Raw genomic sequence first — 25358 nt, 5'->3', positions numbered from 1 at the left:
CGGTCGGTGCGGATTGTTCCCGCACCGCTTCCACTGTACGTCGTCCTCAGCGCTGGGGTGACCAGGTGGCCGCGACGCGGGCGGCACGGCGGGCCAGCGTGCCCACGGGGTCGGCCATGGCGGCCTCCACCTGCTCCGCCGTCTCGGCCACGGCATACGTCCCCGACAACCCGAGCGTCATCGCCTCGCGGCGTCCCACGAGGGTCTGTCCCGCGAGGACCACGCTCGGGGTCGCGGTCTCGAGCGCGAGGCCCGCCACCCCGGCCACGACCTTGCCCTGCAGGCTCTGCCAGTCGAAGCTGCCCTCCCCCGTGACCACGAGGTCGGCGGCGGCGAGCAGCTCGCGCAGCCCCACGGCCTGCAGCACCTCGGCAACGCCGCTGACGCGGGTGGCGCCGAGCAGGTAGAGCCCGTAGCCCAGCCCGCCGGCCGCGCCCGCGCCCGGCTCCTTGTCCAGCCGCCGCGGCTTGCCGCTGAGCAGGTCGGTCTGCTCGGGCACGGTGCGGCGGACGACCTCGACGAACCTCCCGAGCGCCCCCTCGAGGGCCTGGGCCAGCTCCGGGGAGGCACCCTTCTGCGGCCCGAAGACCGCCGAGGCGCCCTGCAGGCCGAGCAGCGGCGACTCCACGTCGCTGGCGAGCACCAGCTCCACCCCGGCGAACCGGCCGCGTGCCGCGTCGAGGCCGCCGAGCGCGTCGTCGCCGATGTCGGCGAGCGCCAGGCCACCCCGGGCCAGCTCCTCCGCGGCCCCGACACCGAGGGCCGCGAGCATGCCGGCGCCGGCGTCGTTGGTGCCGCTGCCACCGAGGCCGACGACGATGCGCGTGGCACCGGCCTCGAGGGCGGCGTCGAGCAGCTGCCCGACGCCCCAGGTGCTCGTGACGGCAGGGTTGCGCTCGTCCGCGGCGAGCAGGTGCAGGCCGGCTGCCTGGGCGGACTCGAGGTATGCCGTGCGGGCGCCGCCGGCGTCGACGAGCAGCACCCCTGCAGGGACCTCCCGGCCGAGCGGGTCGGCCACCGTGACGACGACCGTCTGGGCCTCCGGACGCGCGCTGGCGAGGACGTCGATGAAGCCCGGGCCACCGTCCGACAGCGGGACCAGCGTGAGCAGGTCGTGGGGTGCGGACTCGCGCCAGCCCTGGGCCATGGCCTCGGCCGCCTGCTGGGCGGTCAGGGTGCCGGTGAAGCAGTCAGGGGCGATGACGACGTGCACGCGACGAGGCTACCGGCGCGGGGCGCTCCCCCGGCACCGGTCGGCCTGCTCGGTCAGCGCCCCTGCTGGTGCGTCGAGGTCCCAGACCTCGGCGCTCCGACCCCGCCGCTGCGCCGAGGTCCCAGACCTCGGCGCTCCGACCCCGCCGCTGCGCCGAAGTCCCAGACCTCGGCGCTCCGACCGCGCCGCTGCGCCGAAGTCCCAGACCTCGGCGCTCCGACCGCGCCGCTGCGCCGAGGTCCCGGACCTCGGCGCGACGGCAGGATGCGTACGGTCGGTCAGCGACCGCGGCGCGACCCGGCGCGGCTGCCGGCCGAGAAGGCCGCAGCGCCGCCGGAGCCGGGCGTCGAGGTGGAGTAGGCCGTGGTGGACCCGCCGGACCGGCCCGAGGAGGAGCGCCCCGCACCGGAGCCCTGGGCACCACCGCGTCGGGCTCCCCCGCCGCGGCTCGCGCCGCGGCCGTCGCCGGGCTGCGCCGGGCTGCTCCCCGAGCGCTGCCCGCCCCGCTGGCCACCGCCCGTACCGCGGGAGCTCGTGCCGCGGGAGCTCGTGCCGCCGCTGGTGCCGCGGCCACGTCGTCGACCCGAGCCGCTGTTGCCCTGGCCCGCCGGAGCGCTCGCGCTGCCGGAGCCGTTCGTGGTGGCCGCGGGCTGGAACGCGCCCGCGAAGGTCCGCTCCCCCTGCGCCACCTCGGCGAGCAGCGGGTGGCCCAGGTGCACGCGGGTGGTCGTCGGGTTGATGCCCGCCTTGCGGGTGAGGTCACGCACGTCGCGGACCTGCTCGTCGGTCATGAGCGTGACGACGGTGCCGCTCGAGCCGGCGCGGGCGGTGCGGCCCGAGCGGTGCAGGTACGCCTTGTGCTCGACCGGCGGGTCGGCGTGGATCACCAGGCCGACGTCGTCGACGTGGATGCCGCGGGCCGCGATGTCGGTCGCCACGAGCGTCGTGGCGCTGCCGTCGTGGAACGCCTCGAGGTTGCGGGTGCGGGCGTTCTGGCCGAGGTTGCCGTGCAGCTCGACCGCCGGGACCCCCGACGAGTTGAGCTGGCGGGCCAGCTTCTTGGCGCGGTGCTTGGTGCGGGTGAAGACGACCGTGCGGCCCGGGGCCGCGGCCAGGTCGAGCAGCACCGGGAAGTGGGCGTCCGGGCGCAGGTGGAAGACGTGGTGCGTCATCTGCGCGACCGGCGACTGGGCGGAGTCCGCCTCGTGCGTCACCGGCGAGCTGAGGTAGCGCTTGACGAGGACGTTGACGCCGCTGTCGAGCGTCGCCGAGAAGAGCAGGCGCTGGCCCCCGGCAGGGGTCGCGTCGAGCAGGCGGCGGACGGCGGGCAGGAAGCCGAGGTCGGCCATGTGGTCGGCCTCGTCGAGGACGGTGACCTCGACGGCGTCCAGGCTCACGTGACCCTGCCCGATGAGGTCCTCCAGCCGGCCGGGGCAGGCCAGGACGACGTCGACGCCGGCCTTGAGGCCGCGGACCTGCGGGTTCTGCCCCACGCCGCCGAAGACGGTCTGGCTGCGCAGGCCCAGGGCCGAGGCCAGGGGCGCCATGGCGGCCTCGATCTGCAGGACGAGCTCGCGGGTCGGTGCCAGGACCAGGGCGCGGGGTCGGCCGGGCCGGCGGGGCGTGCCGCTGGCCGCGAGCCGCGTCAGCAGGGGCAGGAGGAAGGCGTAGGTCTTGCCGGAACCGGTGCGGCCCCGGCCGAGCACGTCGCGCCCGGCGAGGGAGTCCGGCAGGGTCGCGGCCTGGATCGGGGTGGGTGTGGTGATGCCGCGCTCGGCCAGCAGGTCGACGAAGGCGGTGGGCACGCCGAGGCGCGCGAAGGTGGTGTCGACAGACACAGGAAGGTGCTCCAGAGGTTGGGAGAGGTGTTCCGCCGGGCGCTGGCCGTCACTGGCCGCAGCTCACGGGAGGGGCGTCACACGATCCGCCCGTGGCGAAACTGTCCGGGCGACGCGTCCAGTCTACCCGCCGACGAGGCCCGGCCCCGACACGGAGGGGGGTGGCGCACGCGAGCGGCCCCGAATGGGTGGACACTGGGAGGCATGTCCACTCGCCCCCCGAGCAAACGCGCCCACCTGCAGAACAGCCCGTTCAACCGCGACACCGAGCCGGTGGTGCACCCCACCTTCGCCGTCGGTGACCGGGTCTCGCACGACCGCCACGGCCTCGGTTCGGTGGTCAAGCTCGACGACGACCGCGTCGTGGTCCGCTTTGGCGACCAGCACGTCAGCGTCGCCCGGAGCAGCCCGAAGATCCACCTGCTCTGAGACCGGGTCCGCGAGCCGGGCGGGCCGTCAGTGCGGCGCGAAGCCCGGCAGGCCCTGGCCCAGCCACTGCAACGCTGATGGAACCTCAGAGGCCCACAGCATGACGCGGTGTCCGCCCGTCTTGAGCAAGTCCGTCGTCACCGAAAGGGGCGCTCTCACGCTTTTGAGGAAGAGCGCGGTGGGAGGGTAGGAGTAGCCGTCCCTCTTGCTGGACTGTACCCACATCGCCATCGCTGGCGGGTTCTTCGCGGCCAGCCGTATCAGGTCGTAGCGCGCCGGCAGAGCATGTCCGAAGGGCCGGTATGTCGGGGTGAACTCGGGCCTGAAGGTACCGCTGAAGACCAGGTCGCCACCGAAGATGTTGGGGTGCAACATGCCGACCATGGCGGCGCACCATCCACCCTCGGAGTATCCGGCCACCGCCCATGAGCCCCGATCGGTCGCCACTCGGAAATGGGACGTGACGAACCGTGGCACGTCCTGGGCCAGCCACGTCTCCGTCTGCGGCGTGCCACTGGGGCCGTTGACGCACTCTCCGTCGAGGGAGAGGGGAAAGTTGTCCTGGGGCAGGACCACGAGGCTCGGGGCAATCTTCCGGGCCGCCACCTCGGCGTCGAGCGACTGCTGCAGGTTCATTCCCCTCAACCACGAGGTTGCGTTGCCCGGGATGCCGTGCAGGGCTTCGATGACCGGGTAGCGCCGCGACGAGCTGGGGTCGTACCCGGGTGGCAGCAGGACCAGCACCTCGCCCGAGAGCCCGCTTGTGCTTCCCCTGACCTGAAAGGTCTGCAGGCGACCGGACGCCTTCAGCGCGGGGAGCACGGACGGGGGCGGGGTCAGGCCACCGCGAAGGCGGTGGCTCAACGCCAACCGCGTGGTCCCTCCGTGGTGGGTGATCGTGACGGGTGAGCGAGCCCCGGCAAGGTCGTTCCAGCTCACGTAGAAACCAAAGTGGTCGTTGGCTATCACTCCCACGAGACACAGCACCACTACGTTGAGGGCGGCGATGCCCCCGGCTCGCGTCGTCACGGCTACCCACCGGCGGCGGACCACCGGTAAGCCGGCAGCGAGGACGACGAACAGGGCCACGGCCAGCAGCGCCAGCAGGGTGGGAAGCGTGTTACCAGTCAGGGACATGGATTATCCGTTTCGCTGATCCGGGCGCCCAAACCGCTGGACGTGGCCGGTCGGCCCGTGATCGCTCTCCGCACAGACTCATCCTGCGCTGGATCACTCGGAGCGTGCTGTGCGTCGGCTGGGACCTTGCTGAGGACTGCGCACTGATCGACCGCGGTCGCACACGGCATACGATGCGGGCGTGAGCACCACCACCGCGACGCCGCGCAACGCCCCGCTCCCCCTGCTCGTCCTGGGCCACGGCACCGACCTGCACACCGAGCGAGGGGTCGAGTGCCCCGGCGACCTGCCGGCACCCTCCGACCCCGGACTGGTCGAGCGGGCGCGCGCGGCGAAGGCGGCGCTCGGGGACCGGGTGTTCGTGCTCGGCCACCACTACCAGCGCGACGAGGTCATCGAGTTCGCCGACGTCACGGGCGACTCGTTCAAGCTGGCCAAGGACGCCGCGGCGCGCCCGGACGCCCCGTACATCGTGTTCTGCGGCGTGCACTTCATGGCCGAGTCGGCCGACATCCTGACCAGCGACGAGCAGACGGTGATCCTGCCCGACCTCGCCGCCGGGTGCTCCATGGCGGACATGGCCGCGATCCAGCAGGTCGAGGACGCGTGGGAGGACCTCGTCGCCGCGGGCGTCGTCGACCGCACCGTGCCGGTCACGTACATGAACTCCTCGGCCGCCATCAAGGCCTTCACCGGGCGGCACGGCGGCACGGTCTGCACGTCCTCCAACGCCCGCACGGCGCTGTCGTGGGCGCTGGAGCAGGCCGGCGAGGGCGGCAAGGTGCTGTTCCTGCCCGACCAGCACCTCGGCCGCAACACCTACGTGCGCGACCTCGGCGGGGCGCTCGACGACTGCGTGATCTGGGACCCGCACAAGCCGAACGGCGGCCTGACCCGCGAGCAGCTCGACGCGGCCACGATGGTCCTGTGGCGCGGCCACTGCTCCGTCCACGGCCGGTTCACCCTCGAGGCGGTCGAGCAGGCCCGGCGCGACATCCCCGGGGTCAAGGTGATCGTCCACCCCGAGTGCCGCCACGAGGTCGTCGAGGCGGCCGACGAGGTCGGCTCGACCGAGAAGATCATCGCCACGATCGCGGCCGCACCGGCCGGAACGTCGTGGGTCGTCGGCACCGAGCTCAACCTCGTGCGGCGGCTGGCCGAGCAGTTCCCCGAGCAGCGGATCGCCTTCCTGGAGAAGAACGTCTGCTACTGCTCGACGATGAACCGGATCGACCTGCCGCACCTGGTCTGGGCGCTGGAGTCCCTCGTGCAGGGCCGCGTCGTGAACCCGATCCGGGTCGACCCGGACGTGGCGCACTGGGCCCGGGTGGCCCTCGACCAGATGCTCGCCCTGCCGGGGCCCACGAGCCGCGACTGACACCGGCCTCGACCGGCCTCGACCGGTCAACGGCCCGGCCGGTCAGCGGCCCGGCAGCTCCTCGACCTCGATGGTGAACTCGCGGTCGCGCAGCCGCTCGACGAGCCGGTCGCCGATGGCCGTCGCCGGGGTGAGCACACCGGCTGCCGGTGGCAGCCGGTCGCCGTCGAGGGCCAGCGCCAGCGCGGCCTCGCCGAGCATGACGGCCGTCGCGGCATACCCGGGGTCCCCCTGCGCGGCCACGGTGGCGAGGTAGCGCCGCCCACCCCTCGTGGTGGTGCGCACCTGCATGCGGAACCAGCCCGACTCGCGCGCCTGCTCGCCGGGGCCCTCGCCGGGCTTGGGCGCGAGGCGGTCGACGAGCGGGCGCGTCCGCGGGTTCGCCATCCCGGTCATCGCCAGGCCCAGGCCGGCGGTGACGAGCGTGGCACGCCGCCGGCCGGCGAGACCGGGCCCGTAGCCGCTGAGCTCGCGGTAGCGGAAGCGCCGGCCGTACGCGTGGCCGAGCAGGGCGTTGCTGCGCCGGACGATCCTGGTGTTGAAGTCGGCCATCACGAAGGGACCCACCCACTGGCCGGTCTCCCGCTCGACGAACACCGACCGCGGGTCGCGCTCGGGTCCCAGGTCCGGCTCTGAGGCGCGGTCCGGGCTGAGCGCGTAGGGATCGCGCAGCACCTTCGTGAGTGAGGGGTCGGACCCCACGGCCTCGAGCTGGGCCCGGGCGGAGTCTATGGTGCCGCCGGAGAACCCGCCCTTCATCCGGGCGAGCAGCGTGGTGTCGAGCAGGTCGCCGGCGCCGTCGCGCTCGGCCCGCTCGTGCAGCACCAGCACCGCCAGGTCCGAGGGCACGGAGTCGTAGCCGCAGGCGGTGACGACGCGGGCACCGGTCGTCAGGGCGGTGCGGTGCACCTCGTCGGCGAGCCGTCGGACGAACAGCACCTCGCCGGTGAGGTCGGCGTAGTGGGTCCCGGCCTCAGCGCAGGCGCGGGCCAGCGGCAGGCCGTACCGCAGGTAGGGGCCCACCGTGGTCACGACGGCCGTCGTCGAGGCGGCGAGGTCCGCCAGGGACGCCTCGTCGGCGGCGTCGGCCACGAGGACCGGCCAGTCCCGCGCGGCGCCCGGGAGGCCGGATCGGACCGCCTCGAGCCGCTCGCGCGAGCGCCCGGCGAGGGCGATCCGCGTCCCCGCGGGCGCGTGCCGCGCGAGGTGGCCGGCCAGCAGCTTCCCGACGAACCCCGTGGCGCCGTAGACGACGAGGTCGTGCTCGCGGGCGCCCGCGCCTGCCGCGGCGCTCACGGCCGGTGCTCCGCGGGGACGCGCTCGTCCTCGCGCACGGGACCGGGCGGAGTGCCGTCGCCGAAGGGCCGGCCGCCGAGCTCCTCGCGTCCGTGGGCCGTGAGCCAGCCGCTGAGGTCCGGCCCCTTGGGGACGATGCCGGTCGGGTTGATGTCGTGGTGGACCACGTAGTAGTGCCGCTTGATCTGCACGAAGTCGACGGTGTCGCCGAAACCCGGCGTCTGGAACAGGTCGCGGGCGTAGGCCCACAGCACCGGCATCTCGCTCAGCTTGGACCGGTTGCACTTGAAGTGGCCGTGGTAGACCGGGTCGAACCGCACGAGCGTGGTGAAGAGCCGCACGTCGGCCTCGGTGATGGTGTCGCCCATGAGGAACCGCCGCGTGGCTAGCCGCTCCTCGAGCCAGTCGAGCGCCGTGAAGAGCCGGTCGTATGCCGCGTCGTACGCGTCCTGCTCGCCGGCGAACCCGCAGCGGTACACGCCGTTGTTGACCTCGGTGTAGACGCGCTGCATGACCTCGTCCATCTCCTCGCGCAGCGCCTCGGGGTACAGGTCCGGCGCACCGTCGCGGTGGAACGCGGTCCACTGCGTCGACAGGTCGAGGGTCAGGGGTGCGAAGTCGTTGGTGACGACCTGCCCGGTGGGGACGTCGACGATCGCGGGGACGGTGATGCCGCGCGGGTAGCCGGGCTGCCGCTTCTCGTAGGCGTCCTTGAGGCGCGGGATCCCGAGCACCGGGTCGACGCCACCGGGGTCGAGGTCGAAGGTCCAGCTGTCCTCGTCGTGCGTGGGTCCGCACAGCCCCATGGACAGCGCGTCCTCGAGCCCGAGCAGGCGGCGCACGATGATGGCGCGGTTGGCCCACGGGCAGGCGCGCGCGGCGACCAGCCGGTAGCGCCCGGCCTCCACCGGCCACTCCCCCTCCCCGTCGCCGCGGGTGGTGATGCGGTCGTTGATGTAGCGCGTGTCGCGCTCGAACGACGGCTCGACGTAGCCCTTGCCCTTGGTGCCCTCAGCCATACCGCGAACCTACCGGTGCGGGCCCGACCTCACCGGCCGCGCGTGCGCGGTGGGACGCCGGCTCCCCACCGCAGCGGTGCGGCCGGGAGCTCAGCGGTCGCGCGTGTGCGCGATGAGGTCGCGGTACCAGTGGTAGGAGTCCTTCGGCGTGCGCACCTGGGTGTCGTAGTCGACGTGCACGAGCCCGAACCGCTGGCGGTACCCCTCGGCCCACTCGAAGTTGTCCGTGGCCGACCACGCGAAGTAGCCGCGCACGTCGGCGCCGCCCGCGATCTCGCCGGCCAGGGCCCTCAGGTGTGCGTCGTGGTAGGCGATCCGGCGGTCGTCCGCGACGCGGCCGTCGACCGGGCCGTCGGAGAACGAGCAGCCGCTCTCGGTGATGTAGACGGGCGGCAGCGCGTCTCCGTACCGGTCGCGGAACTGCCGCACGACCTGCGCCAGGCCCTCGGGCACGATCGGCCAGTCGAAGTCGGTGCGCTCGTAGCCCTCGATCCGCCGGCTCTCGAACGGCAGCCCCTCGGGCATGGGCGGCCCGTCCGCAACGACCTCGCCGGCGGCCGGCGCCTGACCCGTGGCAGCATCGCCCGCCGGCGCGCTGCCGGGGGCGCCGATCCGGGCCGGGTTGTAGTAGTTGATGCCGAACCAGTCCAGCGGCTGGCGGATGGTCTCCAGGTCGCCGTCGCGGTAGGTCGGGAAGCCCTGCTCGGTGCCCTCGACCGGGTACCGGCCCAGCAGCACCGGGTCGGCGAACATCCAGTTCCACAGGTTGTCGTAGACCTCGGCGGCCTGCCGGTCCTCCGGGCTGTCCGACGCCGGCCACACGGGTGCGTGGTTGCTGGCGATGCCCAGGTTGGAGCACCCGGCCGCCCGCAGCGCCTGGGCGGCCAGCCCGTGTCCGAGCAGCAGGTGGTGGGCCACGGGCAGCGCCTCGAAGCCCATGGACCGTCCCGGGGCGTGCACGCCAAGGGCGTACCCGAGCATGGTGACGACGTTGGGCTCGTTGAGCGTCATCCAGCGCGCGACCCGGTCGCCGAGCCGCTCGCCGACCACCGAGGCGTATGCCGCGAAGTGCTCCGCGGTGTCCCGGCTCGCCCACCCGCCCACGTCCTCGAGCGCCTGCGGGGTGTCCCAGTGGAACAGGGTCGCCGCGGGCTGGATCCCCGCCGCGAGCAGCTCGTCGACGAGGCGGTCGTAGAAGTCGAGCCCGGCGGCGTTGACCTCACCGGTGCCGGCCGGCAGCACCCGGGGCCAGGCGATGGAGAACCGGTAGCTGTCGACGCCGAGGTCCTTGAGCAGCGCGACGTCCTCGCGGTACCGGTGGTAGTGGTCGCAGGCGACCGCGCCCGTGTCGCCGTTCGCGATCGCGCCCGGCCGGTCGCAGAAGGTGTCCCAGACCGAGCGGCCGCGGCCGTCCTCGTCGACCGCGCCCTCGACCTGGTAGGAGGCCGAGGCCACGCCGAAGAGGAAGCCCTGCGGCAGCTCGGGGAAGCCGCCTGCCGGCTCAGCGGGCGCGGCCGACTGCGCGGCGTTGCTCGTCGGGGAGTCGGTCATCGCGGCATCGCCCCGAGCCGGGCGAGCAGCACCGCCTCGGCGACGCAGACCTTCTCGAACTCCTCGAGGTGCAGCGACTCGTTCGCACCGTGCGCCCGGGTGTCGGGGTCCTCCACCCCGGTCACCAGGATGGCCGCGTCGGGGAACTTCTCGGCGAACGAGGCGACGAACGGGATGGAGCCGCCGACGCCGATGTCCACCGGCTCGACGCCCCACGCGTCGGTGAAGGCGGCACGCGCCTGGTCGTAGACGGGGCCGTCCGCGTCGGCGGCGAACCCGGCGCCCTGGTCGTCGAGGCGGACCTCGACCTTCGCGCCCCAGCGGGTGTGGGCCTCGACGTGGCGCTGCACCGCGGCATACGCCTCCATCGGGTCCTCGTTGGGGGCCAGGCGGATGGACACCTTGGCGCTCGCGGTCGGCACGAGGGTGTTGGACGACTTCGCCACGGACGGGGCGTCGAAGCCGATGACGGTGGCCGTGGGCTTGGCCCAGATGCGGTCGAGCAGGCTGCCGGTGCCGATGACCTCGACGCCGTCGAGCAGCCCCGACTCCTCGCGCAGCCTGGCCTCGTCGAAGTCCAGGTCGCTGGCCTTGCCCGACTTCAGGCCGGCGACGGCGACGTCGCCCGCGTCGTCGTGGAACGTCGCGAGCAGCCGGACCAGCGTGGTGACGGCGTCCGGCACGGCGCCGCCGAACATGCCCGAGTGGATGCCGTGGTCGAGCGTGGTCACGGTGACGACCACGCGGATGAGGCCGCGCAGGGTCGTCGTGAGGGCGGGCTCGCCGAGCGCCCAGTTGGTCGAGTCGGCGAGGACGATCGCGTCGGCGCGCAGCTTGTCGCCGTGGCGCTCGAGGATGGTGGGCAGGGAGTCCGAGCCGATCTCCTCCTCCCCCTCGACGAAGATCGTCACGCCGACGGGCAGCCGGCCGGCGTGCGCACGCAGTGCCGCCACGTGCGCCATGATCCCGGCCTTGTCGTCTGCGGCGCCGCGGCCGTAGAGGCGGCCGTCGCGCTCGGTCGGCTCGAACGGCGCGCTGTCCCAGTCGGCGTCGTCCCCGGGCGGCTGCACGTCGTGGTGCGCGTAGAGCAGCACCGTGGGCGCCCCCTCGGGCCCGTCCACGTGCCCGATCACCGCGGGCCGGCCGCCCTCGCGCACGATCTCGACCTCGAGCCCCTCGGCCCGCAGCAGCTCGGCGGTCGCCTCGGCGCTCGCCTCCACGTGCGCCTGGTCGAACGCGTCGAGGCTGACACTGGGGATTCGGGTGAGCGCCTCGAGGTCGGAGCGCACGCCGGGCATCAGGCCCGCCACGGTGGTCCGGAGGTCGTCGATCTGGTCCTGGGTGAGCACGTCGTCGGTCACGGCGGCGAGCCTAGTGGCTCGGCCCGCGCCGCCGTCGGCGGGCGCGATTCGGGTGGGGGCAGCCGCACGGCATACAGTTGCGTCGTGTTTGGACGTGGCAAGACCCTCAACGAGCAGCAGGCCGACACCGTCGCGCGCCCGGAGCGCGAGGGGGCCAAGAACCGGCCGACGCCCAAGCGGCGCGACCAGGAGGCTGCCCGCCGGCGTCCCCTCGTCGAAACCGACCGCAAGGCCGCCCGCGACCGTGACCGCCTGGCCCGCCGCGAGGCCCAGCTCAAGCAGCGCCAGGCGATGGTCACCGGTGACGACGCGCACCTGCCCGCCCGCGACAAGGGCCCGGTCCGCCGCTACATCCGCGACTACGTCGACGCCCGGTGGAACCTCGGCGAGTTCATGCTGCCGGTCATGCTGGTCGTGCTGGCGCTGTCGTTCGTGCGCATCCCGTGGGTGTTCGCCGCGGTGTCGATCGGCGTCTACGCGCTCATCCTGATCGCCGCGGTCGACGGGTTCCTCATGTGGCGCAAGCTCAAGAAGCGGCTGGTCGCGAAGTTCGGCGAGGACAAGGTGGGCCGCGGCCTGGCCATGTACGCCGTCATGCGCGGCTTCCAGATCCGCCGCTCGCGGATGCCGCGGCCGCTCGTCGACCGCGGGAACTACCCGTCCTGAGCGGCAGCGGGCCGGGTCTACTCGGTCTACTCGGCCGCGCGCAGGCTCATCGGGCCGTAGACGAGCTGCCCCTCGTGCCACAGGTTGACCGCGTCGACACCGTGGGCGCCGAGCTCGTGCCAGCTCTCGCCGAACCAGTTCTCGGCGTCGGACTGCGACGGGAACGCCGTCGTCACCAGCCCCTCGCCGGTCATCTCGCGGCCGTCGGCGTCGAGGTAGGTCCAGGTCCAGGCGTCGCTCATGCGCCCACTCTAGGCGTGGCGGCGCTGCCGTCCGTTGACGGTGGCGGTGGGCCGGTGCGAGGTTGCCGCCCGTGATCGAGCTCGACCGGGTGCGGGTCCGGTATGCCGCGGAGCCCACCGGCGCGCCCGCCCTGTCCGTGCCTGGTCTGTCGGTGCCCGAGGGTGAGCTCGTGCTGGTCGCCGGGCCGACCGGGTCCGGCAAGACCTCGCTGCTGCGGGTGCTCGGGGACCCCGGCCTGCCGGCGAGCGTGCAGGGGGCCGTCGTGGTCGACGGGACGCAGCTGCGCCGTCTCGCGGCGGACGAGCGCGCGCGGCTCGTCGGGTACGTCCGGCAGGACCCCGCACCGCTCGGCCCGACCGTCGAGGACGAGGTGCGCCGCGGACTCGCGCTGCACCGGGGCACCCGCACAGGCTCCGGCCGGCGCCTCGAGGAGACCCTCGACCTGCTCGACCTGGCGAGCCTACGGGACCGGGCCGTGGCCCGGCTGTCCGGCGGCCAGCAGCAGCGCGTCGCCATCGCCGCGGCCCTCGCGGCGGGCCCGCGCGTCCTGGTGCTGGACGAGCCGACCTCGGCGCTCGACCCCGTCGCCGCCGAGGAGGTGCTCGCGATCCTGCACCGCCTCGTGCACGACGTCGGCACCACGGTCGTGCTCGCCGAGCACCGGCTCGAGCGCGTCGTGCACCACGCCGACTCGATCGTGCTGGTCACCGGCGGCGTGGCGACGGGCCTGCTCGACCCTGCGGAGGCGATGCGGGACTCCCCCGTCTGTCCCCCGCTCGTGACCCTGGGCCGCGCGGTGCGGTGGGACCCGCTGCCGCTGTCGGTGCGCCAGGCGAGGCGGGCAGGCGGCGACGTGCGTCGACGGCTCGAGCAGTCGGCCGACCCTGCAGCCCGCGCGGCAGCCGTCAGCCCGGGGCACGGTGCGGCCGCGAGCCGGGTCAGGGGCCTGGGCGTCGTGCGCGACGACGTCGTGGCGTTGCGGTCGGTCGACCTGGACGTCGCACCCGGCGACGTCCTGGCCCTCCTCGGCCGCAACGGGTCCGGCAAGACCACACTGCTGACGACGCTCGCCGGCCGACTGGCCCCGAGCCGTGGTCGGGTGGAGGTGGCGGGCGAGACGGTGCTGACCCCGCAGGACCCCTCGGCCGTCCTCACCGAGCCCACGGTGGCCGGGCAGCTCGCGAGCGCGACCGACCCGGCGCGCGGACGCGAGCTGCTGGACCTGCTGGCCCCCGGACTGGCCGACGAGGTCCCGACGGACGGGCTCTCGCAGGGACAGCGGATGGCCCTGGCGCTGGCGTCCATGCTCGGCCGGCCCGGCGACGAGCCCGCCCCGGGCCTCCTGCTGCTCGACGAGCCGACGCGCGGGCTGGACTACCGGGCCAAGCACGCGCTGGCGTCCGTGCTCGGGGAGGTGGCGTCCCTCGGCGGTGCCGTGGTCGTGGCCACGCACGACGTCGAGCTGGCGGCCGAGGTGGCCTCGCGGGTCGTCGTCCTGGCCGAGGGCGAGGTCGTCGCCGACGGCCCCGCCCGCGAGGTGCTCGCCGCGTCCCCGGCGTTCGCACCCCAGGTCGCCAAGGTCGTCGCACCGCTCCCCCATCTCACGGTCGACGAGGTGCTCGCCGCCCTCGTCCTCCGCGACGACTGACCGCGCAGTCACCTCTGCTCTGCGCGCACACCTGCGTCCCCGTGCGCACGGATCGGATCCGGGCGCAGGCACACGGACGTCTGTGCGCAGACCCGCGATCAGGAGGGCGGGCCGGCCTCGATCCGGCGGCGCACCTCGGCCAGGCCCTCCGGTCCCGGGTCGACGGCCCACCAGCTCTCGACCCACCACGTCGCACCGACACCGGCCCAGTCCGCCGGCGTCCCCTCGAGGCGGACGAACTGCCCCGTGCTGTCGGCCTCCACCACGACGTCGTAGCCGTCCCACGGCAGGCCGGCCCGTTCCCGCATCCCGCGAACCGTCCGGACCACCTCCCCGTAGGTCTGCAGGTCGTACGCCGTTCCGGGCTCCAGCGGCTCGTCCCCGACCACCGACACGAGCAGGCCGTCCCAGCGGGACGCCCGTTCCAGCGACGGCTGCCGGGTGCGGCCGCGGCGCCAGGCCCCGACGACCCAGACCGGTGGGTGCGGCCGCTGCGCAGGTGGCGGCGGTCCCGGCGGCGCCCCCTCGCCCATCGCTCGCACCGGGTAGTGGCGCCCGTCGAAGGTGAACCCCTCGTCGGCGAGGAGGCCGGCGAGCACCGCCAACCCCTCCTCGAGCTTCTCGGCCCGGGCCCGGCGGCCCTCGTCGGGCTCGAACCGCGTCCACCCCGGGTGCAGCGCCCCGAGCCCGACCGACATGACGACGCGTCCGCCGCTGAGGCGGTCGACCGTGGAGACCATCGACGCGAGGTCCCAGGGCCGGTGCCGTGACGCGGGCGTGAGGAGCGTGCCGAGCCGGATGCGCGAGGTCGTCATCGCGGCCGCGCCCAGCACGACCCAGGCGTGCTCGCCGTACAGCGACTCCCAGGTGAAGACACCGTCCCAGCCCCGCTCCTCACCGAGCGCCGCGAGCTCGGCGAACTGGCGGGCGTCGGCGAACGGGACCACGAATCCGTAGCGCATGACCGGACCCTAGGCGCGACCACCGACACCCGACCCCGCTGACGGACGTCTGTGCGCAGACCCGCGTCCCACTGCGCAGGGAGCAGATCCGCGCGCAGTCACACGGACGTCTGTGCGCAGACCCGCGATCAGTCGCTGGGCTGCTCGACCACGACGGGCTCGAGCACCACGTCGGTCGTGAGGGAGCTCGCGATGTAGCACTCGTCGTGCGCCTGGTGCAGCAGCCGCTCGACGACGCCGGCCTCGGTCCCGGCAGCCACCGTGACCCGCGGGCGCAGCACGATCCGGGTGATCCGCAGCGGCACGGCGTCGTGCGGCATCTCGCCCTCGGCGTCGTCCTCGTAGCCGACGACGTCGACCCCGGCCCGTGCCGCCACCGCGAGGAACGACAGCAGCTGGCACGACGAGGCGGCCAGGACGAGCAGCTGCTCGGGGTTGGGCAGGTCGGCGTCACCGCGGAAGTGCGGGTCCGCCGACAGGTCGAACCCCTCGGGCGCGGGCGGCACCCACGCCGAGTGCGCCCTCGGGTACGCCCGGTACCCGGCCCCCGTCGACCCGGCCCAGCGCACCTGCGCGCGGTACCGGTGGTCGGCACCAGACGGCATACCTGCTCCTCCCACGCGATCGGCCCACGCGACCGGCGCCACGGCCGGCGCGCCGACGACCTGTCTCAGCCCTCGCGGACGTCGACCTCGACGAACGGCGGCCGCACGACCGTCGCGGGCACCTCGCGGCCACGCACGTCGATGACGACCTCGTCACCGGCGGCGACGTCGGGCGACAGCAGCGCCAGCGCGATCCCGTTCTTCAGGGTCGGGCTGAACGTCCCCGACGTGACCTCGCCGACGACCTCGCCACCGCGCTTGACCTCGCAGTGCGCGCGCGGGATGCCGCGGCCGGTCGCGAGCAGGCCCCACGCGACGCGACGCGGCCCCGCCTCCTTCTCCGCCACCAGGGCGTCCCGCCCCCAGAACTGTTCCTTCTTCCAGCCGACGGCCCAGCCGACCCGAGCCTGCACCGGCGTGATGTCGACGGAGAGCTCGTTGCCGTGCAGGGCGTAGCCCATCTCCGTGCGCAGGGTGTCGCGGGCACCGAGCCCGCACGGCAGGCCGTCGAACGGCGCGACCGCCTCGGCCAGCGCGTCCCACAGCTCGCCGGCGACCTCCCACGCCGGGACCAGCTCGTAGCCGCGCTCACCCGTGTACCCGGTGCGGCAGACGATGACCGGGTGCCCGTGCCAGTCGGTCTCGACGAACGACATGTACTCGTGGCCGGACGGGAGCCCCAGCGCCTGCAGCACCTCGTCGGACTTCGTGCCCTGGACCGCGATGACGCCGTACGACTCGTGCAGGTCCTCGACCGTGATGCCCTCGGGCGCCGCCGCTGCCAGCATCCGCACGACCTCCGCGGTGTTGGCGGCGTTGGGGATGAGGAACACGTCCTCGTCGCTGCGCAGGTAGGCGATGAGGTCGTCGACGACCCCGCCGGACTCGTTGCAGCACAGCGTGTACTGCGCCTTGCCCTCGGTGATGCGACCGAGGTCGTTCGCGAGGCAGCGGTTCACGAAGTCGCGCGCGCCCGGCCCCGAGACCCGGGCCTTGCCCAGGTGCGAGACGTCGAAGATTCCGACCGACGTGCGGACCGCCGTGTGCTCGCGGACCACGCCCCCTCCCGGGTACTCGATCGGCATCTCCCACCCACCGAAGTCGGCCATCTTCGCGCCGAGGGCGACGTGGCGGTCGTGCAGGGGCGAGGTCTTCAGGGCGGCGTCGCTCATGGCGCGAACGCTACCGCCCGAGCACGGGGACGCGGCACGGGCCGGGCTATCCTGCGGCGAGCAGGGCCACCAGCCCAGGGCTGCCACGCCCGTCGCGACCTTGTCCACGAGAAAGAGAGCACCGTGACGACCGTCAACGTGACCGACCGTTCCGCCCACGACGTCAAGGCCGACGTCCTCGTCCTCGGCACGATCGGCCAGGACGGCGAGGCCGCCCTCGCCCCCGGTCACGGACTGCCCCGCGGTGCCGCGAGCCACCTCGCGACGCAGCTGTCCGCGCTGCACGCGACAGGCTCGGCCGACGAGGTGCTCACGGTCGCGGGCGTGCCCGGTGTCGCCGCCCCCGTCGTGGTCCTCGTGGGGCTGGGCAAGGCCGGCGCGACCACGACGAGCTTCGGCCACGAGGTGCTGCGCCGCGCCGCCGGCTCCGCCCTGCGCTCGGTGAGGAAGTCGAGCAAGGTCGCCGTCGCCCTGCCCGCCACGGGCGTCGAGTCGGTCGCCGCGGTCGCCGAGGGCGCTGCGCTCGGCGCCTACCGGTATGCCGGGGTGCGCGGCCCCGCGCCGAAGGGCAAGGACGCCAAGGCCTCCGAGCCTGTCGCGACCATCACGGTCGTCACGCCGGAGGGCCGCACCAAGGCGGCCAAGGACGCCGCGACGCGCGCCACGGTGCTCGCCGACGCCAAGGCATACGCCCGCGACCTCGTGAACACCCCGCCGAACAAGCTGTTCCCGCAGTCCTTCGCCGAGTCGGTCAAGGAGCGTGCGGGCGCGGCCTCGGCGAAGGTGAAGGTCTCGGTGCTCGACGAGAAGGCGCTCGTCAAGGGCGGCTTCGGCGGCATCGTGGGTGTCGGCCAGGGCTCGGTCAACCCGCCCCGCATCGTCACCCTGACGTGGAACCCGCCGAAGGCGCGCGGTTCGGTCGCCCTCGTGGGCAAGGGCATCACGTTCGACTCCGGCGGCCTGTGCATCAAGCCCCCGGCCTCGATGCTCTCGATGAAGTCCGACATGGCGGGCGCGGCCGCCGTCGCCGCGACGGTGTTCGCGGCAGCCGAGCTGGGCGTCCCCGTGACGGTGACCGGTTACCTCTGCCTGGCGGAGAACATGCCCAGCGGCAGCGCCCAGCGACCCAGCGACGTCGTGACGATGCGCAACGGCACCACCGTCGAGATCCTCGACACCGACGCCGAGGGTCGCATGGTGCTCGGCGACGGCATCTGCCTGGCCGGCGAGTCCACCCCCGACGCGATCGTCGACATCGCGACCCTCACCGGCGCGCAGATGGTCGCCCTGGGGGCGCGCGTCGCCGGGATCATGGCGAACGACGACGCGTTCCGCGACCGGGTCCGCGCGGCCGCGGACGCCTCGGGCGAGGCGGCCTGGCCCATGCCCCTGCCGACCGACCTGCGCGCGCAGCTCGACTCCGCGGTGGCCGACCTGGCGCACAAGGGCGAGCGCTGGGGCGGCATGCTGACCGCCGGGCTGTTCCTGCAGGAGTTCGTGCCCGAGGGCACCCCGTGGGCGCACGTCGACATCGCCGGCCCGTCCTTCAACGAGGGCGCCGCGTGGGGATACACGCCCAAGGGCGCGACCGGCTACGGCGTCGGCACGCTGCTGCGCCTCGTCGAGGGGTATGCCGGCTGACGACTCGCGAGCGCCGCGGCGCCGAGGCGTGGCGCGAGTCGTCCGCGTCGCAGGCGTGAGGAGGCCCGCCCGGGAACACCCGGGCGGGCCTCGTCGCACTGGGTAGGGCGCTCAGCCGCTCTTGCGGCGGAACATCTGCTGGGTGGCGCTGGTCGCCGCGTTCTGGGCGTGGTCGACCTTGCCGTGCTCGTGGTCGTCGGAGACGTCGCGGCCGGCATGCGCCTGCTTCTTCTCCAGGGCCTCGCGGAACTTGCGCTTGACGTCCTCGCTGGGCCCCTGCGATCCGGACCTGCCAGACATGCCGCCTCCTGTGGCTCGTGGTGTGCGGGTCGCCCCCAGCCTTGCACCCCGGCCGGGCGGTCACCAGTGGGTATCGGCGCTGCCCCGGTGGGGGCCGCCTCGTCGCGCGTCGGCTCCCGCTAGCGGGTCAGCCCTTGCCGCGCTGGCGCGAGTTCCACTCGCGCATCCGGCTCGGGTAGCCGGTCTGCAGCACGTCGTAGACGGGTACCCCGAGCCCGGCCGCGAGCTCGAACGCGGCCTGGCGCGAGCCGGCGGCGCGGCGGGTCCACTCCCCGTCGTGCGCGATGAGGATGACGGTCGTCGCGGTCACGTTCGTGGGCGGCTCGACGTAGGCCTCCACGCCGCGGCGCGAGGAGGCGAACTCCGACAGGTGCCGGCGCACCGCCTGCTGGTCGACCGCCATGTTGGGCCCGTCCGAGGGACCCCGGCGAGCCTTCCTGCCGCCCCGTCTCCACCACGCCATGCACCAACGATACGGGCAGGACACCGCCGTTCCCGTGCACCGGACACGCTCCGGCGGCCCTGCGTCCGCAACCGCGAGACCTGCTTGCGCCCCCTCCTGCAAACAGTGACAAGATGCACTGTGTCGATCCGCGCCCGGCCACGACCTGGTCCTGTCGCAGGCTCGGCGCGACCGTCCGATGCCCACGACGCAAGGGAGCGAGCATGCCGGCTGAGGCCGAGACCACCTTCGATGTCCTCATCCTGGGTGGTGGCAGCGGCGGCTACGCCTGCGCCTTCCGCGCGGCCGAGCTCGGCCTGAGCGTCGCCCTCGTCGAGAAGGGCAAGCTGGGCGGCACCTGCCTGCACGTCGGCTGCATCCCGACCAAGGCGCTGCTGCACGCCGCCGAGGTCGCCGACACCGCGCGCGAGGGCTCCCGGTTCGGTGTGAAGACGACCTTCGAGTCGGTCGACATGTCCGGCGTCAACGCGTACAAGGACGGCGTCGTCGCCCGCCTGTACAAGGGCCTGCAGGGCCTGGCCAAGGCGCACAAGATCGAGCTCGTCGAGGGCGAGGGGCGCCTCGTCGACCGCTCCACCGTCGAGGTCGCCGGCCGGCGCATCACGGGACGCAATGTCGTCCTCGCGACCGGCTCCTACGCGAAGTCGCTGCCGGGCCTGGAGATCGGCGGCCGCATCATGACCAGCGAGCAGGCCCTGTCGCTCGACTTCGTGCCGCCGCGCGTCGTCGTCCTCGGTGGCGGCGTCATCGGCGTCGAGTTCGCGTCGGTCTTCCGCTCCTTCGGCTCCGAGGTCACGATCGTCGAGGCACTCCCCCGGCTCGTGGCCGCGGAGGACGAGGCGGTCTCCAAGACGCTCGAGCGCTCGTTCCGCAAGCGCGGCATTGCCTTCCGCACCGGCGTGCGGTTCGAGGGCGCCACCCAGTCCGGCGACACCGTCGCCGTCTCGCTCGAGGGTGGCGACACCATCGAGGCGGACCTGCTGCTCGTGGCCGTCGGCCGCGGCCCGGTCACCGACGGCCTGGGGTATGCCGAGGCAGGCGTCACCCTCGACCGCGGCTACGTCGTCACCGACGAGCGCCTGCGCACCGGCGCCGAGGGCGTGTACGCCGTGGGCGACATCGTGCCGGGCCTGCAGCTCGCGCACCGCGGGTTCGCCCAGGGCATCTTCGTGGCCGAGGAGATCGCCGGGCAGTCGCCGGCCGTCGTCGACGAGGCCGGCATCCCCCGCGTCACGTACTGCGACCCCGAGATCACGTCGGTCGGCCTCACCGAGGCCCAGGCCCGGGAGAAGTACGGCGAGGTCGAGACCTACGAGTACAACCTCGGCGGCAACGGCAAGTCCCAGATCCTGCAGACGCAGGGCTTCGTCAAGCTCGTCCGCGAGAAGGACGGACCCGTCGTCGGCGTCCACATGATCGGCGCCCGGATGGGCGAGCAGGCCGGCGAGGCCCAGCTCGTCTACAACTGGGAGGCCCTGCCCGAGGACGTGGCCGGCCTCATCCACGCGCACCCCACGCAGAACGAAGCCCTCGGCGAGGCCCACCTGGCCCTGGCCGGCAAGCCCCTGCACGCCCACAACTGAAACGCAGCACATTTCCAACCAAGAGGAGAACGATCAGATGTCCGAACGCGTGACCATGCCGGCTCTGGGTGAGTCCGTCACCGAGGGCACGGTGACGCGCTGGCTGAAGAACGTCGGCGACACCGTCGCGGTCGACGAGCCGCTCCTCGAGGTCTCGACCGACAAGGTCGACACCGAGATCCCCTCCCCCGTGGCGGGTGTGCTGCAGGAGATCCTGGCGGGCGAGGACGACACCGTGCCGGTGGGCGCCGACCTCGCCGTCATCGGCGACGGCAGCTCGGAGGGCGGGTCCGACGCGGGTTCGCAGGACGCGGGCCAGCAGGAGTCCGGCCAGCAGGAGCAGGCCCAGGAGGCCCCCGCGGCCGAGGCGCCCTCGACCGCGCAGGAGCCGCAGCCGGCGACCTCCGAGCCCGAGCAGCAGCAGGCGGAGCAGCCGCAGCAGTCCGGTGGCGACCAGGGCGGCCAGCAGTCGGGCGGCAGCGGTGGCGGCGAGACGGTCACCATGCCGGCGCTCGGAGAGTCCGTGACCGAGGGCACCGTCACCCGCTGGCTCAAGGCCGAGGGCGACACCGTCGAGGTCGACGAGCCGCTGCTCGAGGTCTCGACCGACAAGGTCGACACCGAGATCCCCTCGCCGGTCGCCGGCGTGGTCACCAAGATCCTCGTCCAGGAGGACGACACCGTGCCGGTCGGCGGCGAGCTGGCCGTCATCGGCGGGTCCGGCGGCGGCGCGGGCGAGCAGGCCGCTCCGCAGCAGGAGCAGCCCGCGCAGCAGTCCGCCCCGCAGCAGGAGGCGCCGCAGCAGCAGCCGGCCCAGCCACAGCAGGAGCAGGCCCCTGCCCAGGCGCAGGCCGACACCGCGCAGGCCGCCGCCGAGACCGCCGCGAACCAGCCGGCCGGCTCCTCGCCCGCCGAGCAGGCCGAGCGCACCGAGGCCCCGGCTCCGGCGCAGGCGCCCGCCCCGTCCCAGGCCCCCGCCCAGGCGACGTCTGGCGAGGCCGCGGACGCCTCGGCATACGTCACCCCGCTGGTGCGCAAGCTCGCCGCGGAGAACAACGTCGACCTCGCCAGCATCAAGGGCACCGGCGTCGGCGGTCGCGTCCGCAAGCAGGACGTCCTCGACGCCGCCAAGGCTGCCCAGGAGGCTGCTGCGGCCCCGGCGCCCGCGCCCGCCGCGGCACCGGCAGCGGCGGCTCCCACCGCCGCGCCGAGCGCACCGTCCACCACCGGCTCGGTCTCGCCGAAGCGCGGCACCACCGAGAAGATGTCGCGGCTGCGGCAGACCATCGCCAAGCGCATGGTCGAGTCGCTGCAGGTCTCGGCCCAGCTCACGACCGTGGTCGAGGTCGACGTCACCAAGATCGCCCGGCTCCGTGCGCGGGCCAAGGCCGACTTCGAGCGGCGCGAGGGCACCAAGCTCAGCTTCCTGCCGTTCTTCGCGCTGGCAGCGGTGGAGGCCCTCAAGGAGTACCCGCAGGTCAACTCGAGTGTCGAGGGTGACCAGATCACCTACCACGGCCAGGAGAACCTCGGTGTCGCCGTCGACACCGAGCGCGGGCTGCTCGTCCCGGTCATCAAGAACGCCGGTGACCTCAACATCGCCGGTCTGGCCCGCGGCATCGCGGACCTGGCCGACCGCACCCGCAACAACAAGATCATGCCGGACGAGCTGTCGGGCGGGACCTTCACGCTGACCAACACCGGCAGCCGCGGGGCGCTCTTCGACACGCCGATCATCAACCAGCCGAACGTCGGGATCCTCGGCACCGGCGCGGTCGTCAAGCGACCCGTGGTCGTGACCGACGCCGACGGTGGCGAGACGATCGCCGTGCGCTCGATGGTCTACCTCGCCCTGTCGTACGACCACCGGGTCGTCGACGGCGCGGACGCCGCCCGGTTCCTCAGCACCATGAAGTCGCGCCTCGAGGAGGGCAACTTCGAGGTCTGAGCCGGCACCAGCCGACCCAGCACGATCGGGCACGGCCCGGGCTCTGCCCGGGCCGTGCCCGACCCCGTTCCCCCACCCTTCCCACCCCTCCCAACCCGGCCGCCTTCCCGGCGAGCTGACCGCCCCGACCCGCAGGAGACCCCATGCCACAGCGCGTAGCCATCACGGGTTCGACCGGACTGATCGGCAGCGCGCTGTCGGCCGCCCTGCGCGAGCGCGGGGACCAGGTCGTCCGGCTCGTCCGTCGCGCTCCCTCGGCCGCCGACGAGGTGGAGTGGGACCCCGCCGCCCGCCGCCTCGACCCCGGCGCGCTCGCGGGGGTCACCGCGGTCGTGAACCTCGCGGGAGCCGGCGTGGGCGACAAGCGCTGGACCCCGTCGTACCAGCAGCTCATCCTCAGCTCGCGGGTCGACTCGACCGCCACCGTCGCCCGGGCGCTGGTCGAGCTCGGAGCGCCGGTCCGCCTGGTCTCGGCGTCCGCGGTCGGCTACTACGGCGACCGGGGCGAGGAGGTGCTCACCGAGGAGTCGGCTCCCGGCGACACCTTCCTCAGCGACGTGGTGCGCGCCTGGGAGGGCGCCGCCGACCCCGCCCGCGACGGCGGGCTCTCGGTCGTCCACCCCCGCACCGGCCTGGTGCTCGCGCCCGGTGGCGGGGCCATGGCCAAGATGCTGCCGCTCGCCAAGGCCGGCATCAACGGGCCGCTCGGCAACGGCCGCCAGTGGTGGCCCTGGATCTCGCTGCGCGACACCGTCGCCGGCCTGGTCCACCTGGTCGACCACCCCGAGGTCACCGGCCCGGTCAACCTCGTCGGGCCGCACCCGGACCGCCAGGTCGAGGTGGCCCGCGAGCTCGGCCGGCAGCTGCACCGCCCGGCCGTGCTGCCCGCGCCCGCCTTCGGGATCCGGCTCGTCCTGGGCGGGTTCGCCGACGAGGTCCTGCACAGCAAGCGGGTCGTCCCCGGTCGCCTCACCGACAGCGGCTTCACGCACACCGACGGGGACGTCGCCTCGGCCCTGCGCTGGGTGCTCCAGAATTCCTGAGCCCGCGCCGCCCCGCTCAACCGGCTGAGGGGTCGAGCACGGAGTCGACCTTCCACCTCCCGTCGTTCCACGCCAGGGCGAGGCGCAACGGCTGGCCCGTCGTGGCGGGACGGTGCTCGACGCGCCCCGCACCGACCACCTGGTATGCCGCGGTGTCGACCGAGGCCTCGATCGTCGCCGTGGTGGGCGAGACCGTCACAAGCCGGGCGGTGCGCGCGGTAAGGCGCACCCCTTCGTACCGCTGGTGCCGGTCCGCCAGGTCGCGCAGGGCCGCGGCGTCCTGGCGCAGCGCCTGCGAACCCGGCACGTCGAGGGCGTCGAGCCGAGTCGGGTCGCCGGCCACCACCAGGCCCGCACGCGCGTCGGCGAGCGCCTGGACCAGCCCACGCGGATCGCGCTGGGGCGCGTGACGGTCCGTGAGCGGGTCCCGAGGGGTCGACGGTGCGGAGGCCGTGGGCCCTGGGGCTGCCGCGCTCTGCGCGTCACCGGGCAGCCAGCCCGGGGCCGACACCCCGCCGGCCACGACCGCCCCGGTGGGCACGAGGACCGCGGCGGTGACGGCCAGCAGCAGCACCGTGGTGGCCAGGCGACCGCGCGGCACCCTCGGCACGGACAGCCCGGACGGGGTGGGCCGTGGCGTGGACAGCCGGGTCGGGGTGGGCCGTGACGTGGACGGCCGCGTCGGGGGCAGGTGGGACCCGGACAGCCGGGACGCGGACAGGTGGGACGCGGACAGGCGAGGCAGGCGGCCGAGCACCGCACGCACGACGCCGGCGACCGCTCCCCCGGGCCCCGGACGGCGCGGGGTGGGGCCGGCAGGTGCCGCAGCCTGGGGCGTGCGACCCGCGTCGCGGATGCGCTGGGTCAGCAGCGAGGTCTCGTCCGTCCCGACGGTCATCCGCAAGGGTTCGCACGGCACGGCGTCGAAGTAGCCCAGCGCCAGCTCGGCGGCGCTCGGCCGGGCGTCCGGGTCGCCGGCCAGGGCCCTGGCCGTCAGCCGGCGCCACGCCTCGGGCAGGTCGGGGAGGACCTCGTCGACCGGGGCCCGCAGGGCACCCGGGCCGGGGGGCTCGCCCGTGGCGCACCACCACGCGAGCGCACCCACGGCATACACGTCGGCCGCCGGTCCCGGCCGCTGTCCGTCGAGGACCTCGGGCGCGACGAAGCCCTGGGTGCCCCAGAGGTCGTCGGGACCGGCACCGGCCACCCTGGCGACCCCGAGGTCGGCGAGCAGCGGCCGGCCGTTGAGCTCGAGCAGGACGTTGCCCGGGCTGACGTCGCCGTGCACGACCCCGGCGGCGTGCAGGCCCGCGAGCGCCCGGGCGACCGGCGCGAGCACCGTGACGGTCTCCCCCGCGCTGAGGTGGCCTCGGGCCGCGACGACTCCCGCCAGCGAGCCGCCACGCACCCGGTCGAGGACCACCGCGACCGCCGGACGCTCGCCGCCGAGGCCGACCGCCTCTCGGAACCGCACCAGTCCCTCGACGTCCACACGCGCCAGCACGGAGAGCTCACGGGCCGCGTCGGCTGCCTGCGCTCCGGTACCGACCGGCACCACCTTGACGGCCACCGCCGCGCCGTCGGCGCAGCGGCTCGCCGCCCACACTGCTCCCGAGCTCCCCCGCCCGATCAGCTCACCCACGTCGTACCCGGGCACCTCCGGCGGTACGGCGCTCCCGTGCAGGTCACCCCTGTCGACCCCGGTACCCGGCACCCCGGCCGCCGAGGGCGCGGCCCCCGGCCAGCCGAACGTGTCGCCGAACCCGTCGTCGCCGAACCCGTTGTCGCCGAACCCGTTGTCGCCGAACCCGTCTTCATGCCCCTCCATGCCCTCGAGTCTGCCGCCCTGAGGGGGCGCCGCC

At 74.1% G+C, this 25358-nt stretch carries 22 protein-coding genes; 8 read left to right on the top strand and 14 right to left on the bottom strand.

Annotation, left to right across the window (positions count from 1 at the left end):
- Positions 1-46 precede the first annotated feature (46 nt).
- Both RKE38_RS15615 and RKE38_RS15610 read right to left on the bottom strand, forming a co-directional pair.
- Positions 47-1213: a glycerate kinase gene (locus RKE38_RS15615; RefSeq protein ID WP_316008396.1), complete on the bottom strand. Its 1167-nt coding sequence runs from the start codon at positions 1211-1213 to the stop codon at positions 47-49.
- Between the two features lie 278 nt (positions 1214-1491).
- Positions 1492-3051: a DEAD/DEAH box helicase gene (locus RKE38_RS15610; RefSeq protein WP_316008395.1), complete on the bottom strand. Its 1560-nt coding sequence runs from the start codon at positions 3049-3051 to the stop codon at positions 1492-1494.
- 204 nt (positions 3052-3255) lie between these two features.
- Between RKE38_RS15610 and RKE38_RS15605 the strand changes: the two genes are divergently transcribed.
- Positions 3256-3480: a hypothetical protein gene (locus tag RKE38_RS15605; RefSeq protein ID WP_316008394.1), complete on the top strand. Its 225-nt coding sequence runs from the start codon at positions 3256-3258 to the stop codon at positions 3478-3480.
- 27 nt (positions 3481-3507) lie between these two features.
- Here the strand turns inward: RKE38_RS15605 and RKE38_RS15600 are convergent, their stop codons facing one another.
- A complete protein-coding gene (locus tag RKE38_RS15600; RefSeq protein WP_316008393.1) occupies positions 3508-4617 on the bottom strand; it encodes an alpha/beta hydrolase in 1110 nt (369 codons plus the stop codon).
- Positions 4618-4798: 181 nt separating this feature from the next.
- Between RKE38_RS15600 and nadA the strand changes: the two genes are divergently transcribed.
- Positions 4799-5995, top strand: a complete 1197-nt coding sequence (nadA, locus tag RKE38_RS15595; RefSeq protein WP_316008392.1) for a quinolinate synthase NadA — start codon at positions 4799-4801, stop codon at positions 5993-5995.
- A gap of 42 nt (positions 5996-6037) precedes the next feature.
- Here nadA and RKE38_RS15590 read toward each other — a convergent pair whose 3' ends face one another.
- The 4 genes from RKE38_RS15590 to RKE38_RS15575 form a co-directional block, all read right to left on the bottom strand.
- Positions 6038-7291, bottom strand: a complete 1254-nt coding sequence (locus RKE38_RS15590) for a saccharopine dehydrogenase family protein (RefSeq protein ID WP_316008391.1) — start codon at positions 7289-7291, stop codon at positions 6038-6040.
- On the bottom strand, positions 7288-8310 hold the full coding sequence (locus tag RKE38_RS15585) for a glutathione S-transferase family protein (RefSeq protein ID WP_316008390.1): 1023 nt from the start codon (positions 8308-8310) through the stop codon (positions 7288-7290). The genes RKE38_RS15590 and RKE38_RS15585 overlap by 4 nt, the downstream gene beginning before the upstream one ends.
- A 90-nt stretch (positions 8311-8400) precedes the next feature.
- Positions 8401-9861 carry a beta-glucosidase gene (locus RKE38_RS15580; RefSeq protein WP_316008389.1) on the bottom strand — a complete coding sequence of 487 codons (1461 nt, stop codon included), beginning with the start codon at positions 9859-9861 and terminating at the stop codon, positions 8401-8403.
- A complete protein-coding gene (locus RKE38_RS15575; protein WP_316008388.1) occupies positions 9858-11222 on the bottom strand; it encodes a dipeptidase in 1365 nt (454 codons plus the stop codon). Before RKE38_RS15575 ends, RKE38_RS15580 begins: the two co-directional genes overlap by 4 nt.
- Positions 11223-11306: 84 nt before the next feature.
- Between RKE38_RS15575 and RKE38_RS15570 the strand changes: the two genes are divergently transcribed.
- Positions 11307-11888: a DUF3043 domain-containing protein gene (locus RKE38_RS15570; protein WP_316008387.1), complete on the top strand. Its 582-nt coding sequence runs from the start codon at positions 11307-11309 to the stop codon at positions 11886-11888.
- Positions 11889-11914: 26 nt separating this feature from the next.
- Here the strand turns inward: RKE38_RS15570 and RKE38_RS15565 are convergent, their stop codons facing one another.
- Positions 11915-12130: a hypothetical protein gene (locus tag RKE38_RS15565; protein ID WP_316008386.1), complete on the bottom strand. Its 216-nt coding sequence runs from the start codon at positions 12128-12130 to the stop codon at positions 11915-11917.
- A gap of 71 nt (positions 12131-12201) precedes the next feature.
- On the opposite strand from RKE38_RS15565, the gene RKE38_RS15560 reads away from it, so the two are divergent.
- Positions 12202-13779, top strand: coding sequence for an ABC transporter ATP-binding protein (locus RKE38_RS15560; protein ID WP_316008385.1), 1578 nt, complete (start codon positions 12202-12204; stop codon positions 13777-13779).
- Positions 13780-13877: 98 nt separating this feature from the next.
- Here RKE38_RS15560 and RKE38_RS15555 read toward each other — a convergent pair whose 3' ends face one another.
- From RKE38_RS15555 to gcvT, 3 genes are all read right to left on the bottom strand, one after another.
- Entirely contained in the window at positions 13878-14741 is an 864-nt protein-coding gene (locus tag RKE38_RS15555; protein ID WP_316008384.1) for an LLM class flavin-dependent oxidoreductase, read from the bottom strand.
- A 128-nt stretch (positions 14742-14869) separates the two neighbouring features.
- Entirely contained in the window at positions 14870-15346 is a 477-nt protein-coding gene (locus tag RKE38_RS15550) for an OsmC family protein (RefSeq protein WP_316008383.1), read from the bottom strand.
- Positions 15347-15411: 65 nt separating this feature from the next.
- Entirely contained in the window at positions 15412-16518 is a 1107-nt protein-coding gene (gcvT, locus tag RKE38_RS15545) for a glycine cleavage system aminomethyltransferase GcvT (RefSeq protein ID WP_316008382.1), read from the bottom strand.
- A gap of 123 nt (positions 16519-16641) precedes the next feature.
- Here gcvT and RKE38_RS15540 point away from each other — a divergent pair, with 123 nt between their 5' ends.
- On the top strand, positions 16642-18159 hold the full coding sequence (locus tag RKE38_RS15540; protein WP_316008381.1) for a leucyl aminopeptidase: 1518 nt from the start codon (positions 16642-16644) through the stop codon (positions 18157-18159).
- Between the two features lie 111 nt (positions 18160-18270).
- On the opposite strand, the gene RKE38_RS15535 is transcribed toward RKE38_RS15540, so the two are convergent.
- Both RKE38_RS15535 and RKE38_RS15530 read right to left on the bottom strand, forming a co-directional pair.
- Positions 18271-18459, bottom strand: coding sequence for a DUF5302 domain-containing protein (locus RKE38_RS15535; RefSeq protein ID WP_316008380.1), 189 nt, complete (start codon positions 18457-18459; stop codon positions 18271-18273).
- A 127-nt stretch (positions 18460-18586) separates the two neighbouring features.
- Entirely contained in the window at positions 18587-18862 is a 276-nt protein-coding gene (locus RKE38_RS15530) for a hypothetical protein (RefSeq protein WP_316008379.1), read from the bottom strand.
- 263 nt (positions 18863-19125) lie between these two features.
- Here RKE38_RS15530 and lpdA point away from each other — a divergent pair, with 263 nt between their 5' ends.
- The 3 genes from lpdA (at position 19126) to RKE38_RS15515 (ending at position 23496) form a co-directional block, all read left to right on the top strand.
- Positions 19126-20505: a dihydrolipoyl dehydrogenase gene (gene lpdA / locus RKE38_RS15525; RefSeq protein ID WP_316008378.1), complete on the top strand. Its 1380-nt coding sequence runs from the start codon at positions 19126-19128 to the stop codon at positions 20503-20505.
- 37 nt (positions 20506-20542) lie between these two features.
- Entirely contained in the window at positions 20543-22453 is a 1911-nt protein-coding gene (gene sucB / locus RKE38_RS15520; protein ID WP_316008377.1) for a 2-oxoglutarate dehydrogenase, E2 component, dihydrolipoamide succinyltransferase, read from the top strand.
- 143 nt (positions 22454-22596) lie between these two features.
- Positions 22597-23496 carry a TIGR01777 family oxidoreductase gene (locus tag RKE38_RS15515; RefSeq protein WP_316008376.1) on the top strand — a complete coding sequence of 300 codons (900 nt, stop codon included), beginning with the start codon at positions 22597-22599 and terminating at the stop codon, positions 23494-23496.
- Between the two features lie 16 nt (positions 23497-23512).
- On the opposite strand, the gene RKE38_RS15510 is transcribed toward RKE38_RS15515, so the two are convergent.
- A complete protein-coding gene (locus RKE38_RS15510; RefSeq protein ID WP_316008375.1) occupies positions 23513-25324 on the bottom strand; it encodes a serine/threonine protein kinase in 1812 nt (603 codons plus the stop codon).
- Positions 25325-25358: the final 34 nt, after the last annotated feature.

Origin of the sequence: Phycicoccus sp. M110.8 (assembly GCF_032464895.1) — a bacterium.
Classification (GTDB): Bacteria; Actinomycetota; Actinomycetes; order Actinomycetales; family Dermatophilaceae; genus Pedococcus.
This window is presented reverse-complemented; position numbering and strand designations above follow the sequence as displayed.